14 protein-coding genes and 1 pseudogene are annotated in these 13,905 nt (G+C 57.4%); 11 read left to right on the top strand and 4 right to left on the bottom strand.

What is annotated here, in order from left to right:
* The first annotated feature begins 84 nt into the window (after positions 1-84).
* The 5 genes from CU103_RS22000 (at position 85) to CU103_RS21975 (ending at position 4,417) form a co-directional block, all read left to right on the top strand.
* Positions 85-399: a co-chaperone GroES gene (locus CU103_RS22000; protein ID WP_106666181.1), complete on the top strand. Its 315-nt coding sequence runs from the start codon at positions 85-87 to the stop codon at positions 397-399.
* A gap of 48 nt (positions 400-447) precedes the next feature.
* Positions 448-2,076 (top strand): chaperonin GroEL, encoded by a 1,629-nt coding sequence (gene groL, locus CU103_RS21995; RefSeq protein ID WP_106666180.1) that lies wholly within the window; start codon positions 448-450, stop codon positions 2,074-2,076.
* Between the two features lie 75 nt (positions 2,077-2,151).
* Positions 2,152-2,412 (top strand): hypothetical protein, encoded by a 261-nt coding sequence (locus tag CU103_RS21990; protein ID WP_210203822.1) that lies wholly within the window; start codon positions 2,152-2,154, stop codon positions 2,410-2,412.
* Positions 2,413-2,493: 81 nt separating this feature from the next.
* A complete protein-coding gene (locus tag CU103_RS21985) occupies positions 2,494-3,840 on the top strand; it encodes a DegQ family serine endoprotease (RefSeq protein ID WP_106666179.1) in 1,347 nt (448 codons plus the stop codon).
* Positions 3,841-4,090: 250 nt separating this feature from the next.
* A complete protein-coding gene (locus tag CU103_RS21975; protein ID WP_106666177.1) occupies positions 4,091-4,417 on the top strand; it encodes a DUF982 domain-containing protein in 327 nt (108 codons plus the stop codon).
* Positions 4,418-5,285: 868 nt separating this feature from the next.
* On the opposite strand, the gene CU103_RS21965 is transcribed toward CU103_RS21975, so the two are convergent.
* The 3 genes from CU103_RS21965 to CU103_RS21955 form a co-directional block, all read right to left on the bottom strand.
* A complete protein-coding gene (locus CU103_RS21965) occupies positions 5,286-5,549 on the bottom strand; it encodes a DUF982 domain-containing protein (RefSeq protein ID WP_106666176.1) in 264 nt (87 codons plus the stop codon).
* Between the two features lie 146 nt (positions 5,550-5,695).
* A complete protein-coding gene (locus tag CU103_RS21960; protein WP_106666175.1) occupies positions 5,696-6,067 on the bottom strand; it encodes a COG4315 family predicted lipoprotein in 372 nt (123 codons plus the stop codon).
* 243 nt (positions 6,068-6,310) lie between these two features.
* Positions 6,311-6,760 (bottom strand): thymidylate synthase family protein, encoded by a 450-nt coding sequence (locus CU103_RS21955; RefSeq protein WP_106666330.1) that lies wholly within the window; start codon positions 6,758-6,760, stop codon positions 6,311-6,313.
* 519 nt (positions 6,761-7,279) lie between these two features.
* Between CU103_RS21955 and CU103_RS21950 the strand changes: the two genes are divergently transcribed.
* Positions 7,280-7,483 (top strand): cold-shock protein, encoded by a 204-nt coding sequence (locus CU103_RS21950; protein WP_106666329.1) that lies wholly within the window; start codon positions 7,280-7,282, stop codon positions 7,481-7,483.
* A gap of 479 nt (positions 7,484-7,962) precedes the next feature.
* Here the strand turns inward: CU103_RS21950 and CU103_RS21945 are convergent, their stop codons facing one another.
* Positions 7,963-8,862: a LysR family transcriptional regulator gene (locus tag CU103_RS21945; RefSeq protein ID WP_106666174.1), complete on the bottom strand. Its 900-nt coding sequence runs from the start codon at positions 8,860-8,862 to the stop codon at positions 7,963-7,965.
* A 111-nt stretch (positions 8,863-8,973) separates the two neighbouring features.
* Here CU103_RS21945 and CU103_RS21940 point away from each other — a divergent pair, with 111 nt between their 5' ends.
* From CU103_RS21940 to CU103_RS32155, 5 genes and pseudogenes are all read left to right on the top strand, one after another.
* Positions 8,974-10,056, top strand: coding sequence for a 4-oxalomesaconate tautomerase (locus CU103_RS21940; protein WP_106666173.1), 1,083 nt, complete (start codon positions 8,974-8,976; stop codon positions 10,054-10,056).
* Between the two features lie 47 nt (positions 10,057-10,103).
* A complete protein-coding gene (locus CU103_RS21935) occupies positions 10,104-11,105 on the top strand; it encodes an ABC transporter substrate-binding protein (protein WP_106666172.1) in 1,002 nt (333 codons plus the stop codon).
* A 10-nt stretch (positions 11,106-11,115) separates the two neighbouring features.
* Entirely contained in the window at positions 11,116-11,946 is an 831-nt protein-coding gene (locus tag CU103_RS21930; RefSeq protein ID WP_106666171.1) for an ABC transporter ATP-binding protein, read from the top strand.
* Complete coding sequence (locus CU103_RS21925; protein WP_106666170.1) at positions 11,930-12,706, top strand: ABC transporter permease; 777 nt, start codon at positions 11,930-11,932, stop codon at positions 12,704-12,706. The genes CU103_RS21930 and CU103_RS21925 overlap by 17 nt, the downstream gene beginning before the upstream one ends.
* A gap of 156 nt (positions 12,707-12,862) precedes the next feature.
* Positions 12,863-13,720 (top strand): annotated as a pseudogene (locus CU103_RS32155) (IS110 family RNA-guided transposase); the annotation flags it as partial.
* Between the last annotated feature and the right edge of the window lie 185 nt (positions 13,721-13,905).

Genomic DNA, 13,905 nt, shown 5'->3' with positions numbered 1-13,905 from the left:
AAGGATTGCGCGACCCGCGCCGGACCCGCTTCGGTTGCGGCGCGGAGGAACCTCAAAATCTGTTTGTCTAAAGAGGAGAACGACATGACGTTCCGTCCATTGCATGACCGTATTCTGGTCCGCCGCATCGAGGCCGAAGAAAAGACGGCCGGCGGCATCATCATTCCCGAAACTGCCAAGGAAAAGCCGCAGGAAGGCGAGGTTATCGCCACGGGTCCCGGCGCCCGCGACGAAAGCGGCCAATTGCAGCCGCTCGACGTCAAGATCGGCGACCGCATCCTGTTCGGCAAATGGTCCGGCACCGAGATCAAGCTCAAGGGTGAGGATCTCCTGATCATGAAGGAGTCCGACGTCATGGGTGTGATTGAAGTCGAAACCGCGGCTAAAGAGGCGGCCTGATGTGCCTGAGGATTCGGGCAAACGTGCTGTCTAGAAAGGAGTAGAACAATGGCTGCCAAAGAAGTGAAATTCCATTCCGAGGCCCGCGAAAAAATGTTGCGTGGGGTTGATATTCTGGCCAACGCCGTGAAGGTCACGCTCGGACCCAAGGGACGCAATGTCGTTATCGACAAGTCGTACGGCGCTCCGCGCATCACCAAGGACGGCGTAACCGTGGCCAAAGAGATCGAGCTTGAGGACAAGTTCGAGAACATGGGCGCACAGATGGTGCGCGAGGTGGCGTCCAAGACCAGCGACATCGCTGGCGACGGTACGACGACGGCGACCGTCCTTGCCCAGGCGATTGTCAAGGAGGGTGCGAAGGCGGTGGCATCGGGTATGAACCCGATGGACCTGAAGCGCGGCATCGACAAGGCCGTCGATGCTGTGGTCGAGGACCTAAAGAAGAATGCCCGCAAGGTGACCCAGAACGGCGAGATCGCCCAGGTTGGCACCATCTCCGCCAATGGTGATGCCGAGATCGGGCGCTTCCTTGCCGAAGCAATGCAAAAAGTCGGCAACGAAGGCGTCATCACCGTTGAAGAGGCCAAGACCGCCGAGACGGAGCTCGAGGTCGTCGAAGGCATGCAGTTCGATCGCGGCTATCTTTCTCCCTATTTTGTAACCAACCAGGAGAAAATGCGCGTCGAGTTCGACGAACCCTATATCCTCATTCACGAGAAAAAACTCTCCAACCTGCAGGCACTCCTTCCCGTGCTGGAGGCCGTGGTCCAGTCAGCAAAGCCGCTGCTGATCATCGCCGAGGACGTCGAGGGCGAGGCCCTTGCCACGCTCGTCGTCAACAAGCTGCGTGGCGGTCTGAAGGTCGCAGCCGTCAAGGCGCCGGGGTTTGGTGACCGGCGCAAGGCGATGCTGGAAGACATCGCTATCCTCACTGGCGGCACTGCTGTCTCGGAGGATCTTGGCATCAAGCTTGAAACCGTCACCCTGGAAATGCTGGGCAGGGCCAAGAAGGTGGTGATCGAGAAGGAAAACACCACGATTGTCGATGGCGCCGGCTCGAAGAACGAGATCCAGGGCCGCATTGTTCAGATCAGGGCACAGATCGAGGAAACCACCTCGGACTACGACCGTGAAAAGCTGCAGGAGCGTCTGGCAAAGCTCGCCGGCGGCGTGGCCGTCATCCGTGTCGGCGGCTCGACGGAGGTCGAGGTCAAGGAGCGCAAGGACCGCGTTGACGATGCCATGCACGCAACTCGAGCGGCAGTCGAGGAAGGTGTGCTGCCCGGGGGCGGTGTAGCATTGCTTCGTGCCGCCAAAGCGCTTGACGACGTCCGGTTCGACAATGCTGACCAGAAAACCGGCATCGAGATCGTGCGCCGCGCGATCGAAGCTCCGGTTCGCCAGATCGCCGAGAATGCCGGTGCCGAAGGCTCAATCATTGTCGGCAAGCTGCGCGAGGCCGCGGAGTTCGGCTTTGGCTGGAATGCCCAGACCGATGAGTTCGGTGATCTCTACAGCCAGGGTGTGATCGACCCGGCCAAGGTGGTACGCACCGCCCTGCAGGATGCGGCCTCGGTCGCCGGCCTGCTGGTGACCACCGAGGCGATGGTTGCCGAGAAGCCGAGGAAGGAAGCGCCAGTCCCTGCCATGCCGGCAGGTGGCATGGACTTCTGACGAGGAAGGCTGCGCCCGCCAGGCGGGCGCAGCCGCCAAGCGTGAGGTGTGTGCCATGAAGAGGTGTGTGGTGCCATGAATATGCTGAACATCGCCGAGTTTTCGCCGCCGCAGCGTCAAGCCTCGGATCTTTGCTACGAGACGGACCTCAAGGCTGTGCTCGACCCGATTCTGACCGATCTGCTCGATCAGACAAAGGCGGCAGGCTGGGATCGTCGCAAGGCCGCCTATGCAATCATGGTTCTCGCCGCACAGAAGTTTTTGCAACAGGACGTCAAAATGGATAATTCGGGATTGACGGATTGGCAGCGTGCCGTTTCGCCTGGCACACATTGACGGAGAAGAAACCTGAACCTCAGGGCAGACCCGACCGCCGATTGACGTCGAAAGGAGGATCAAAGGACTTGGAGGGCTAAAATGGTCATGCGTTCGTCCGAATATCTTTACGTGTTCGCCGCACTTGTTCCCCTCCTCTCACCGGCACCCCTTCCGGTGGCAGCGGCGCAGTCACAACCTGCCATTGGTGAGAGTGAGCAGCGCCCGCTTGCCGATGTGCTGGAGGGGGTGACGCCCGCCGTTGTCAACATCGCGGTGAAGTCCGGCTCATCCGCTGAGACGAATCCTCTCTACAACGATCCGTTTTTCCGCCGTTATTTCAACCTGCCTGAAATGCAACAGCGTTTGAGCGCCGGATCCGGCGTGATCGTTGATGCCGAAAAGGGCTACATCCTTACCAATCATCATGTCGTGGCTGCCGCTGGCGAAATCTCGGTAACCCTGAAGGATAGGCGTCGCTTTGTCGCCACGCTCGTCGGCAGCGACAAGGCAACTGACATCGCGCTGATCAAGATCAAAGCTCCACAATTGAAGGCTCTTCCATTTGGCAATTCCGACACGCTTCGGGTCGGTGACACTGTGGTGGCGATCGGCAATCCCTTTGGTCTCGGCCAGACAGTGACCTCCGGCATCGTCAGCGCGCTTGGCCGCAGCGGCATCAATATCGAAGGTTACGAAGACTTTATCCAAACCGATGCCTCGATCAATCCCGGCAATTCCGGCGGCGCCCTGGTTACGGCCGACGGTAAATTGATCGGAATCAATACGGCGATTATCGCCCCGGCCGGGGGCAATGTCGGCATCGGGTTTGCGGTGCCGATCGCCATGGCCTCCACTGTAATGCAGCAGCTCGTCGACCACGGCGAGGTACGTCGCGGGCGCATCGGCGTTGCCATTCAAGACGTCACCCCGGATTTGGCGCAGGCGCTCGGTCTTACCGAGAGTTCCGGCGTGGTGGTCAGCCGCGTTGAACAAGGCTCCCCCGCCGCGAGCGCTGGCCTTCAGGCGGGTGATGTCATCATGAGCGTCGATAAGCATCGCATTTCCAGTTCGGCCGACCTGCGCAACCGCGTCGGACTCGCCCCGGTCGGCTCGGACATCGACATCGACTATATGCGCGATGGCGTGCATAAATCCGTGACCCTGCGCATCGAAGCGGGCGGCGCAGTTGAGGAGGCCGAAGTCCTTCCCAATCGCCTTGAGGGCGCTGAGTTTCGGGACGCGGGAGGAACCGTTGTCGTCGAACACATTGAGGAAGGCAGCGCCGCGGCTCAATCAGGCTTGAAATCTGGCGACGTGATTGTCGCCGTCAACCGCCGGCCAATCTCCTCGGTCGCAGAACTGACAGAGGCATTGCGTGACGCAAAAGGCACGCTCGCGTTCGATCTTGTGCGCGGTGGAACGAAGCTGTTCCTGATTATTCGCTAGGAGGCTTGCTTACCGGGCTTGGAGAATACTGTTCATCATTTGGGAGAAGAAAATGAGGAGATCTGTTCGATGGAGACATGCCGGGCGACATCAGTCTTGGCGGCGGCGCTTAAGCACCAGCTGGCGAGGGCGCGGAGTTGAACGAGTTTCGGCTTATGACGCCACGTCTCGGAACGGCGCAGCGCACGTTCGAAACGGACTTGAATTGGCTCGCCCGGTCGAACGCCAACCTGCAACATTGGAGGAGCTTATGGAATACAACGTCTTCGAAGAGCCCGTCACCCTGATTGTCGGGCTCGGTTTCCCAACTCAGGTCAGAACCGTAGCAGAAGCCTATGCGCTGCTCGGCGAATGGCATTCATCGAAAACCGACCCTGCGCGTACGTTGGCGATTAACGCGTGCAGGGCAGCGCTGTCTGGAGAGATCGAAGCGCAGACGGCACGGGGCTTGTTCGTCGCCTTTGCCCATAAGCACGACCTTTTGGCGCCTGGGCACGATGAGGGTGCCTCGCAAGGTGATGCAGGCGAAAGAGCTCGTTTCGGCGTCTCTCTTGAGCATGATAGGAGGCCAACATGACAGATTTGCAAGCGACCGCGCTGATCGCCTTCGCCGTGGTCTTGGCGATGGCAGGCCTGTACATTTCGCAACGGAGGGACTGAGACCGAGGAATGCCTATTCTTGTCCGCATAACATCGTTTGTGTCGCGGGGATGGGATCATGGACGAAATTGTCTTGCTTCTTTGTATGTCCGTTGCGGTACCAGTTTTCTGCGCGTTAGCCGGCATCGTCGTTGCATTTATCGACCGCAAGCCGAGACTATCGAGCAAGGAAGCTTGGCGCATTGCGTGGCGCACAAGTCGCCAATCTAACGCGCCGGGGCCACGCCGGGAAGACCCAAACGAAGCAGATAAGCACGGCGCGAGGCGGCGATGAAACAAAAAGGGCCCGCATGGACTTAAGTTTGTCGTAGCAACGCAACCCCTGCAAATCTCACACAAATACGCTGCCGTTTTCATGATACCGGCTTTCCCTTTCCGCCGCTCTCAGGGTGAGGGCTGTGACAAACACGCCGACAAACCATATCCGTTGGCCATTGGATCAATCCATAATCACACAGGTGGTTCCAGCGCGACCAACCCGTCGCCGGTGCGTGCCAGCCACCCCAAACCAACAAACCGCGGCAAGCCCTCAGAAGACATCAATGAGCATTTGCGACACCATGGTTCTCCTGCGGCGGAAGCAAGCGAGATCGCCACGGAAAGATGTACAAACGGAAAGCGCAATCCGTCATTCAGCCCGGCTTCTGAGGTCAGCGCAAATCCTACGTCGCCTTCTTCTCCAGATTGCGGCGGCCGAGCTGAACATCGCTGGCGAGCACTGGATCCGATGGCGCCAGGCTGTGCCGAGAAGCAGCGCTGACCCGTATCACCTTGTCATCGTCCGGCTAATAATGCACCCAACTGGTGTTCTCGACATAGATATTTGCTTCCGTGGCAGCCTCGAGAAAAGCCGACCTTGCCATGTCGCCGGTCACAGTGCCATCCAGCGCCTCCAGACACGCTTGTCGCGCCAAACCGTGAAGCTTTCCCGGTTTCCCTGGCCATTCATTCAAGAGAAATTTGACCGCCGTACCGACCGAACTGATGTTCTGTAGTTTGCCGGGATATGCCGACTCAACGGTCACCGATTTGAAATATACGTTTTCCATTAGCGAGGCGTCCCAGTTAGAATTTGACTATTTGTACAGGAACAAAGCAGATTGCCGCAGATAGCATTAAGCGTCATGTGCCCGCTTAACTGCCTCTTTGGGAGAAGGGGCGATCCAAGACCGCCCCAGCTTTATGCAGCGCGGTTTTATTTGGCTATATGCCAAACGCCGCCAACACCATCGCCGCTCATTTCACCGGCTTTTTTATCTTCGGCATAGGTGTAAAGCGGCTTGCCCTCATAGGCCCACATTTCCTTGCCGTCCGCCGCCTTGACCAGCGACCACTCGCCTTCCGCCTTGGCTTTGGCATCGGCATGAAACGCTGGCCACTTCTTCAGGCAATCAGCGTTGCAGTTCGATTTGCCCTTTGCATCCTTGTCGAATGTATAGAGCGCCATGCCTTTCTCAGTGGCCATCACCTTACCCATTTTCGTGTCCATCATCTTGACGGGCTCGGCAGCGAAAGCCGCCACCATTGCGGCGGCCAGGACGCCGATTGCGATTAGCATCGTTCTCATGATTTTCTTTCCGGTTCGGGAGTGCGGGCGGAATGCCAGTAGGGTCCGATCTAAGCTTCCAGAAACGCACCGTTACGAAAGCGGTTCCATTCAACCCGACTAGTCGTGATGCTCGCACCGAAGAACCAATTCGTCCGATCGATCGTGCGGACTTGCGGCTAGCGCGCCTCCCCAGTCTCCGACTGGTCAGACTACGGAAATCAAGGTAGCCGACTGACTATCATGCGCAACTGAGACAACTGGTCATGGTCCGTTCGACCTTAGCGTACGATTTCGAGCAACCCTTGTTCTGACCCCACCCGTAAGCCATCTTGCATCGAACCATCGGTCCGCCGGCCCGTCATAGGGCAGCCGCGTGACATCCCAGTGGCTTACGAAGCGTGCGTAAGCCTCCCAGACCGGTGGGCCGCCGCCGATGAAGACGACACGGCCAGCAAAGCGCCTGAGTGTGTGCTCGGGATCCATGCTGGAGCGAACGACGACAAGTTCCCGATCCGCGCGAGCAAAATCCGGAACGCTCGCGATCGTCTTGGGGCCGGCGAGCAAGACGTGTCCTCTCGTGACGTCGAAAAACCGTGCAACGTCAGCGACGAACTCAGGCGACCGGTCGCCTTCCCATGGAAGACCGCCTTTGAGGCCGAGCTGCCCCGCTTGGCCGATGGCACAGACAACTCTAACGACAGTCTTCTTCATGAGAACTCCATCCATAGCCGGCCCGCTCTGTTCGCGCCTGTCATCGGCCCTGTCCTTGGCAGATGGGGTGGTTGCCGTCTCCCCCAACGGCATCGCAATGTGCCAAGGTTACGTGGTGTAGGCCACAGAACAGAGAGGACGGCGGATGAAGGATACGATGATCGGAGTGGATCTGGCAAAGAATGTTTTCGTGCGACCTGCAAGTCGCGTGAGTTTCTGTTTCACAGGAGGAGATATTGCCTGAAGAGACCGGCTGTTCCATCAGCCGTTCCCTACCCGGACATGCGCAGCCGGTAACAGCTCGGCTTCGGGGACATCCCTCAGGACGGCGGACCATTCTCGCTCGACCTCTAAGGCGGGAATAAGATCACGGCGTGGTACGGCGTTCGCTGTTTCCAGTTTCTCGGCCTGAGCTTCCGCCGCGCACGTTTGGCCACCGTAAATAGATTGCGGATGACACTTCGCCGTCTTAAAGGTTTGAAAGCGGCGATCAGCCGTGAAAGCGTCGAGGATTTGTTTATGCCCACTGGCACGGATAAGTTTTTAAATGGAGACAAAGGTTTTGGCTTCATTACACCCGAAAATGGAGGAGCTGACGTGTTTGTACACTTGTCTGCTTTGGAGGGCGGCGGCTCACTGAGTGAAGGAGAGAAAGTGCGCTACGACATCGGTCAGGATCGCAAGACCGGGAAATCGGAAGCTGAAGACGTTCGCGTTCTTTGATTGTGATCGTTCCGTTGATGGATCGGCCGCGTGCAGGCCGATCCTGGTTTGGAGATCCGAAGTCCTTCGCCTTGAATCAGACTCTCCAATATTCAGCACGAGAGAAAAGCGGTTCCACTTGAGGCATTATGCGATTTTCGAAGCAAATAACAGGAATGGATCATGCAAGAAGGTAGATCTTGGAGGCACACCGCTTCCGCAGTTTGTAACGGCTTGCCAGCCGTCACATACTGCGGAAGTCCAATGTAGCACTGGCTTTACGCACATTGGCCCCGCCAGGGCACTGCAGGCCTCGAACTGTCCCGTCCGAGCGGTCCACGAAAAAAGGAAGTGCCAAGCAATACGGGGACGACCTCTACCCGATGGCGGTACTGAACCAATTGTAGAATGTCTACATTTGCTTCCGACATACCAAAACGGCAGTCAGCTCGAGGGTCAGCATTCGATGCTGATTTACACATACCTTGCCAGACTCGAACTCACCTTTCGGACCAGGTGCCAATTAGCATATTGAGGAATCGCTCTGCAGCCGGCGACAAGGTCCCTCCGCGACGCCTCACCACGCCTATTGTTCTTGAAATTGCCGGATTGCGTATCGGGCGGCTAATGAGAAAAGCATGTTCCCCTTGGGGCGTTGCCATCTGCGGCAGCACTGATATGCCAAGCCCGGCTTCGACAAGACCAAGTGACGTCGAAAGGTGCGTTACTTCATAGAACCATCGAAGCTTGATATTCGACTTCGCCAAGGCCGCATCGAGAAGTGTGCGGTTCGCGCTTGACCGGTGAACCGTGATCAGAGGGTAAGGTTCCAGGTCGGCCCACCCCACTTCCGCTTTTTCCGCAAGCGGATGATCGTTCCGCGCCGCGAGAACGAACGGATCTTCAACAAGACGGTCGAACGTCAGATCCGGATCGGACGTACCCATGATGTTGATGCCGAACTCCACCTCACCCCGCGCAACGGCCTGCAGGCCGTCGGTCGCAGGCAAATCAAGGATACGGAAACGGATATTGGGATGTTCTTCATTGAACAACCGAATGACAGTCGGCAGGAAGTAAAACGCAGCGGTTGGAAGGCAGGCAATCGTGACCAGACCGCCCCGATTGACGCCGACATCGCGGACGGCAAATAGCGAACCGTCGAATTCTTCCAACAAGCGGCGAACGAGTGGAAGTAATTCCGTCCCCAAAGCTGTCAAAGAGACGTGCCGTGTCGTCCGCTCCAGCAACGGAGCGCCGATCGCCATTTCCAGTTTCTGGATGCGCCGACTGAGCGCGGGCTGAGAGAGATTGAGCGCCTCGGCAGCCCGATGAAAACTCACCAGTTCCACGACGCTTAAGAACGCGCGCAGGTCAAGTATCTCACAATTGATGTTCATAACACATCAATCCTCCGAATCTTCGCATTTCACATATCAATCACTTTACCGCAAAGTGCAAGAAATCGACAGATTGATCTGTCAGGCGCATGAATAAAAGAGCGGCAAGTCATGAATGACCTCATTCGTATACCCTGTGTCTTGATGAGAGGTGGTACGTCCAAAGGCCCGTTTTTCCTGGCGTCGGACCTCCCTTCAGAACCGCGCCAGCGCGACCAGATTCTGTTATCCGTAATGGGTTCCGGTGATCCGCTACAAATCGACGGCATCGGCGGTGGCAATCCCGTCACGAGCAAAGTTGCCATTGTTGGACCGGCGACTGTATCGGGAGCAGATGTCGATTATCTCTTTGCCCAGGTGCGCACCGATCAGCAAATGGTCGACACATCGCCCAATTGCGGCAATATGCTCGCCGCCGTCGGTCCCTTCGCCATCGAAGCCGGCCTCGTCAAGGTAACCGGACCGGCGACGCGGGTGCGAATACACAATGTGAATACAGGAAAGCTCATCGAGGCGGAGGTTCCGACGCCGGAGGGCCAGGTCGCCTATCTTGGCGATGCTTCGATTGACGGCGTACCCGGCCACGCCGCGCCGATCGCCTTGACATTCATGGATGCCGCTGGTGCACGTACTGGCAGGCTCTTCCCCACTGGACAGCCTCGCGAGACCATCGACGGCATAGAGGTGACCTGTATCGATTGCGCCATGCCAATGATGATCCTTGAGGCCACGGCCGTCGGGGCAAACGGTTATGAAACGGCGACGGAGCTCAATGCAAACAGTGCTCTCCTCGAGCGGCTGGAAAAATTGAGGCTGCAGGCAGGCCAGCGTATGGGTATGGGCGACGTAAGGGCACAGGTTGCCCCGAAACCGGTACTGATCTCGAAGCCAAAAGCCGGCGGTGATCTGAATGTGCGCTATTTCATGCCGCATCAGTGCCATCCCTCGCTCGCCACGACAGGGGCCGTCGGTATTGCTACGGCCTGCATCAGCGACAACACCGTTGCGTCCAGACTGATTGGCGGACGCAAGCCCCCGGTCGTTCTCGTTCTCGAACATCCAAGCGGACGCCTGGAGGTAAAGTTGGACTCCCGGGACGGCAAGACAGTCGCAGGCATTTTGCGTACAGCCCGCCGTCTGTTCGAGGGCCAGGTCTTTGCAAAACCTATCGCGCAAATGGTTTGCGCGGCATAATTGAATGCGGTGGCCGGGAGGGCGCCGCACATCAGGGAGGAAATACCATGCGTAAACTTATGCTCTCGCTCGCGGCTACTGTTGTATTCGCCGGATCGGCATTTGCGGATCCCGTCAGAATCAGCGTCGGCTCTTACAATCTGAACAATTTGCCGTTCCCCGTAGCGTCGGGCCTTGGTCTCTATGAAAAGGAAGGGCTCGAAGTCACCGTCGAGAATTTCGCCTCGGGCGGATCCAAGACCTTGCAGGCGCTTGTGGCAGGCTCCACAGACATAGCCGTCGGCTTCTACGATCATACGATCCAGATGCAGGCACAAAGGAAGGACGTGGTTGGTATTGTGTTGCTGGCGCGCAATTCCGGTCTTGTCCTTGCAGGCGGCAAGAACTCGACATTTGATCCGGCAAAGCCTGAAACCATCAAGGGCGCGAAAATCGGCATTACGGCCCCGGGCTCCTCATCGGATTTCTTCGTTCGCTATTATTTGCAGCGCCACAAGCTCTCGGCGGACGATGTTTCGCTGATCGGCGTCGGCTCCGGCTCGGCTGCGGTCGCCGCCCTCGAACAGGGAAAAGTTGATCTGCTGGTCAATTATGATCCCGCTGCCACATTCATCGAGGCCAAGGGCGTTGGCAAGATCCTGATTGATGCGCGCAGCGATGAAGGTGCTAAGGAGATCTACGGGGGCATTTATCCGACCTCCGTTCTTTATGCCACACAAACCTATATCGATGAGAACCCCGAAACGATTCAGAAAGTCGTCAACGCAACAGTCAAAGCTTTGGAATGGATGAACAACAGTTCCCCAGAGGAGATTGTTCAGAAGCTTCCCGAAGCCTTCATTTCCGGTGACCGCGAGACTTACGTGAAGGCTGTCGCGAATGCCAAGCCGATCTTCTCCGTGGATGGGCGCTTCAACGAAGCTGAGGTAGAAACCCCGCTCGCTGTTCTGAGGAGTTTCAACGACAAGGTTGCCGCAACGGAAATCGATCTGAAGAAAACATACACCAACGCTTTCGTCGACAAAGCGCCGCGCAACAGCACGAACTGAGGAGGAGGCGATGGCCTTGGCAGTGGTAAAACCGGTGGTGGAGGAACCCACCCCGCAACAAAAGAAGGCGATGGTTGCCATCGACTCCGTGACAATGTCCTTCGGAACTTTTGTTGCGGTGGAGGACGTCAATCTGACGGTAGCGGACGGAGAATTCCTTGCCATCGTCGGGCCGACCGGATGCGGCAAGAGTACGATACTGAACGCAATTGCTGGGCTGCTCAAACCGACGAGCGGCAGCGTCTCGATCGATGGCAATCGCGTCTCGGGTATTCAGAATGATATCGGCTACCTGTTCCAACAGGATGCGCTGTTGCCGTGGAAAACGGCCATCGAGAACGTCGAGCTCGGCCTCCTGTTTCGGGGCGTAGGCACGTTGGAACGTCGCGAGCGATCGACCGCGTGGCTCACCAAGGTAGGTCTCAAGGGATTCGAACAGCGATATCCCCATCAGCTTTCCGGCGGTCAGCGAAAGCGTGTCCAGATGGCCCAGGCATTGATCAGCGGTCCAAAGGTCATTTTGATGGATGAACCGTTTTCGGCGCTCGATATCCATACTCGCCATCTGATGCAGAACGAGCTTTTGCGCCTGTGGCAAGAGGAACGCAGGGCCGTGGTCATGATTACGCATGATCTGGAGGAAGCGATTGCTCTCGGCGACCGGGTGGCTGTGTTGGCTGCCGGACCGCGCAGCCGGGTTATCAACAGCTTTCCCGTCGATCTTGAGCGTCCCCGCGACGTCGCCGAAATCAAACTGGATCCGCGCTTCATGGATCTGTACCGCAATATTTGGGCGTCGCTGCGCGGCGAAGTGGAGAAGAGCTATGAACGTCGCGACTGAACGATTTATCCAACTAGGCTTGCTTTTTGCCATTCTTGGGGGCTGGCAGCTGGGGGTATCCGTTGGCATCATCGATGTTTTCTTTTTCCCTGCGCCTATGGACATCTTCAACCAGATCGTCAGTTGGGTCATTGATCCCAATTTCTATCGCCATGTGACGATCACGCTGACGGAAACCGTTCTGGGCTATGTTATCGGAACCGGTCTGGGTGTCGCTGCTGGCGTCTGGCTTGGTCTTAGCCGTAGTGCCGCTCGCATTCTTGACCCCTTTATCAAGGGCTTGAACGCCATCCCGCGCGTCGTGCTTGCCCCGATCTTCGTGCTTTGGCTCGGTCTGGGCCTATGGTCGAAAGTTGCGCTCGCTGTGACGCTCGTTTTCTTCATTACATTCTTCAACGCGATGCAGGGTGTGCGCGAAGTCAACCCGGTGGTGCTGGCAAACGCCCGTATTCTTGGCGCCAAGCGGTCCGAGCTTCTGCGCCACGTCTATTTCCCTGCAGCGGCAAGTTGGATCCTGTCTTCCTTGAGAACTTCGGTCGGATTCGCAGTCGTCGGCGCCATTATCGGCGAGTACCTTGGTGCATCGGCGGGGCTTGGCTACCTGATCGCCCAGGCAGAAGGCAATTTCGATGCAGTCGGCGTCTTCGCCGGTATCATCATCCTGGCAGTGTTCGTCCTCGTGATCGACCGAATACTGGATGTGGTGGAAAATCGCCTGATTAAGTGGCGGCCCAATGCCTCGGAGGAACGGGCGGCTTAGCTGGAATAGACGATGCAGCTTGAAGCGGTGGCCGCCACAAGAAGCGGCCACCTGTACAAGTTAATATTAAGTCAACACCGATGGGGTGGACGCCCCCACTCGACGGCATCATGTGCCAGAATGGTTGTGTTGGAACCATCAAGAGAGGAAGCGTCCATGGAAAAGATTAGCATAGTCGGCCTGGACCTGGCCAAGAATACCATCCAGCTGCATGCAGCTTGCGCGGACGGCTCGGTGGGTCTTCGCTGAAGGATATCGCGTAGCAAGCTGCTGCAATTCCTATCGACGGTCGATCGATGCACGGTGGCCATGGAGGCCTGTGCCGGCAGCCACCACTGGGGACGGGAGATTGCGAAACTCGGACACACGGTTCGGCTGATCGCGCCGATATATGTAAAGCCCTTCGTCAAGCGGCAAAAGAACGATGCGGCGGATGCGGAGGCGATTTGCGAAGCTGCAATGCGACCGACCATGCGCTTTGTGGCGGTTAAAAGCGAAACCCGGCAGGCGTCCGCCGCTGTCTTCAGGGTACGCGATCTGCTGGTGCGGCAAAAGACGCAGATCATCAATGCCCTGCGTGGCCATATGGCTGAGTTCGGTTGAGTAGTACCACAAGGATCGGCGCATGTCGGCACACTGATCGCCGATGTTGAGGATCCCCACTCCGCGCTACCAGAGCCAGCACGCCTTCCGTGCCTGACCGTGGTTTCCACGCTGCGCTCGCTGATCGACAGTATCCGGGAACTGGATCAGGAGATCGCCGGGAGAGCACGAGAAGATGATGTCGCCAAACGGCTGATGACAATCCCCGGCGTTGGACCGATCGTCGCAACGGCCCTTGAAGCATTGGCACCGCCTGTGGAAACCTTTGTCCGTGGCAGGGATTTCTCGGCATGGATGGGGCTGACGCCGCGGCAGCATTCCACTGGTGGCAAGGCCCGGCTTGGGAAAACCTCGAAAATGGGGCAACGGAATTTGCGGCGATTGTTAATCAATGGAGCCGCTACTGTCGTGCGCTGGGCCATTTCGCCGTGGCTGTCCTGAAGGATTAGTGGAGCGCCTAGCCAGTACACTCGCAGTGATTGACATCATATCCGAGCATTCTTGTACAAACTTGTTGCGACGATAACTTGCCACGAGAAACGCTGCATCAGAAACGTTCAAAGTTACGATTAGTCTGATTTCATACACCAATGTCC

It is taken from the genome of Phyllobacterium sophorae, from assembly GCF_003010965.1.
Taxonomy (GTDB): domain Bacteria; phylum Pseudomonadota; class Alphaproteobacteria; order Rhizobiales; family Rhizobiaceae; genus Phyllobacterium; species Phyllobacterium sophorae.
This window is presented reverse-complemented; position numbering and strand designations above follow the sequence as displayed.

Excerpts from the sequence above, each read along its gene's own strand:
- CU103_RS21935 (WP_106666172.1), top strand. The coding sequence starts at position 10,104 with ATGCGTAAACTTATGCTCTCGCTCGCGGCTACTGTTGTATTCGCCGGA.
- CU103_RS21960 (WP_106666175.1), bottom strand. The coding sequence starts at position 6,067 with ATGAGAACGATGCTAATCGCAATCGGCGTCCTGGCCGCCGCAATGGTG.
- CU103_RS21965 (WP_106666176.1), bottom strand. The coding sequence starts at position 5,549 with ATGGAAAACGTATATTTCAAATCGGTGACCGTTGAGTCGGCATATCCC.
- CU103_RS21930 (WP_106666171.1), top strand. The coding sequence starts at position 11,116 with ATGGCCTTGGCAGTGGTAAAACCGGTGGTGGAGGAACCCACCCCGCAA.
- CU103_RS21955 (WP_106666330.1), bottom strand. The coding sequence starts at position 6,760 with ATGAAGAAGACTGTCGTTAGAGTTGTCTGTGCCATCGGCCAAGCGGGG.
- CU103_RS21940 (WP_106666173.1), top strand. The coding sequence starts at position 8,974 with ATGAATGACCTCATTCGTATACCCTGTGTCTTGATGAGAGGTGGTACG.
- CU103_RS21950 (WP_106666329.1), top strand. The coding sequence starts at position 7,280 with ATGCCCACTGGCACGGATAAGTTTTTAAATGGAGACAAAGGTTTTGGC.
- CU103_RS21985 (WP_106666179.1), top strand. The coding sequence starts at position 2,494 with ATGGTCATGCGTTCGTCCGAATATCTTTACGTGTTCGCCGCACTTGTT.
- CU103_RS21975 (WP_106666177.1), top strand. The coding sequence starts at position 4,091 with ATGGAATACAACGTCTTCGAAGAGCCCGTCACCCTGATTGTCGGGCTC.
- CU103_RS22000 (WP_106666181.1), top strand. The coding sequence starts at position 85 with ATGACGTTCCGTCCATTGCATGACCGTATTCTGGTCCGCCGCATCGAG.
- groL (WP_106666180.1), top strand. The coding sequence starts at position 448 with ATGGCTGCCAAAGAAGTGAAATTCCATTCCGAGGCCCGCGAAAAAATG.
- CU103_RS21945 (WP_106666174.1), bottom strand. The coding sequence starts at position 8,862 with ATGAACATCAATTGTGAGATACTTGACCTGCGCGCGTTCTTAAGCGTC.
- CU103_RS21990 (WP_210203822.1), top strand. The coding sequence starts at position 2,152 with ATGAATATGCTGAACATCGCCGAGTTTTCGCCGCCGCAGCGTCAAGCC.
- CU103_RS21925 (WP_106666170.1), top strand. The coding sequence starts at position 11,930 with ATGAACGTCGCGACTGAACGATTTATCCAACTAGGCTTGCTTTTTGCC.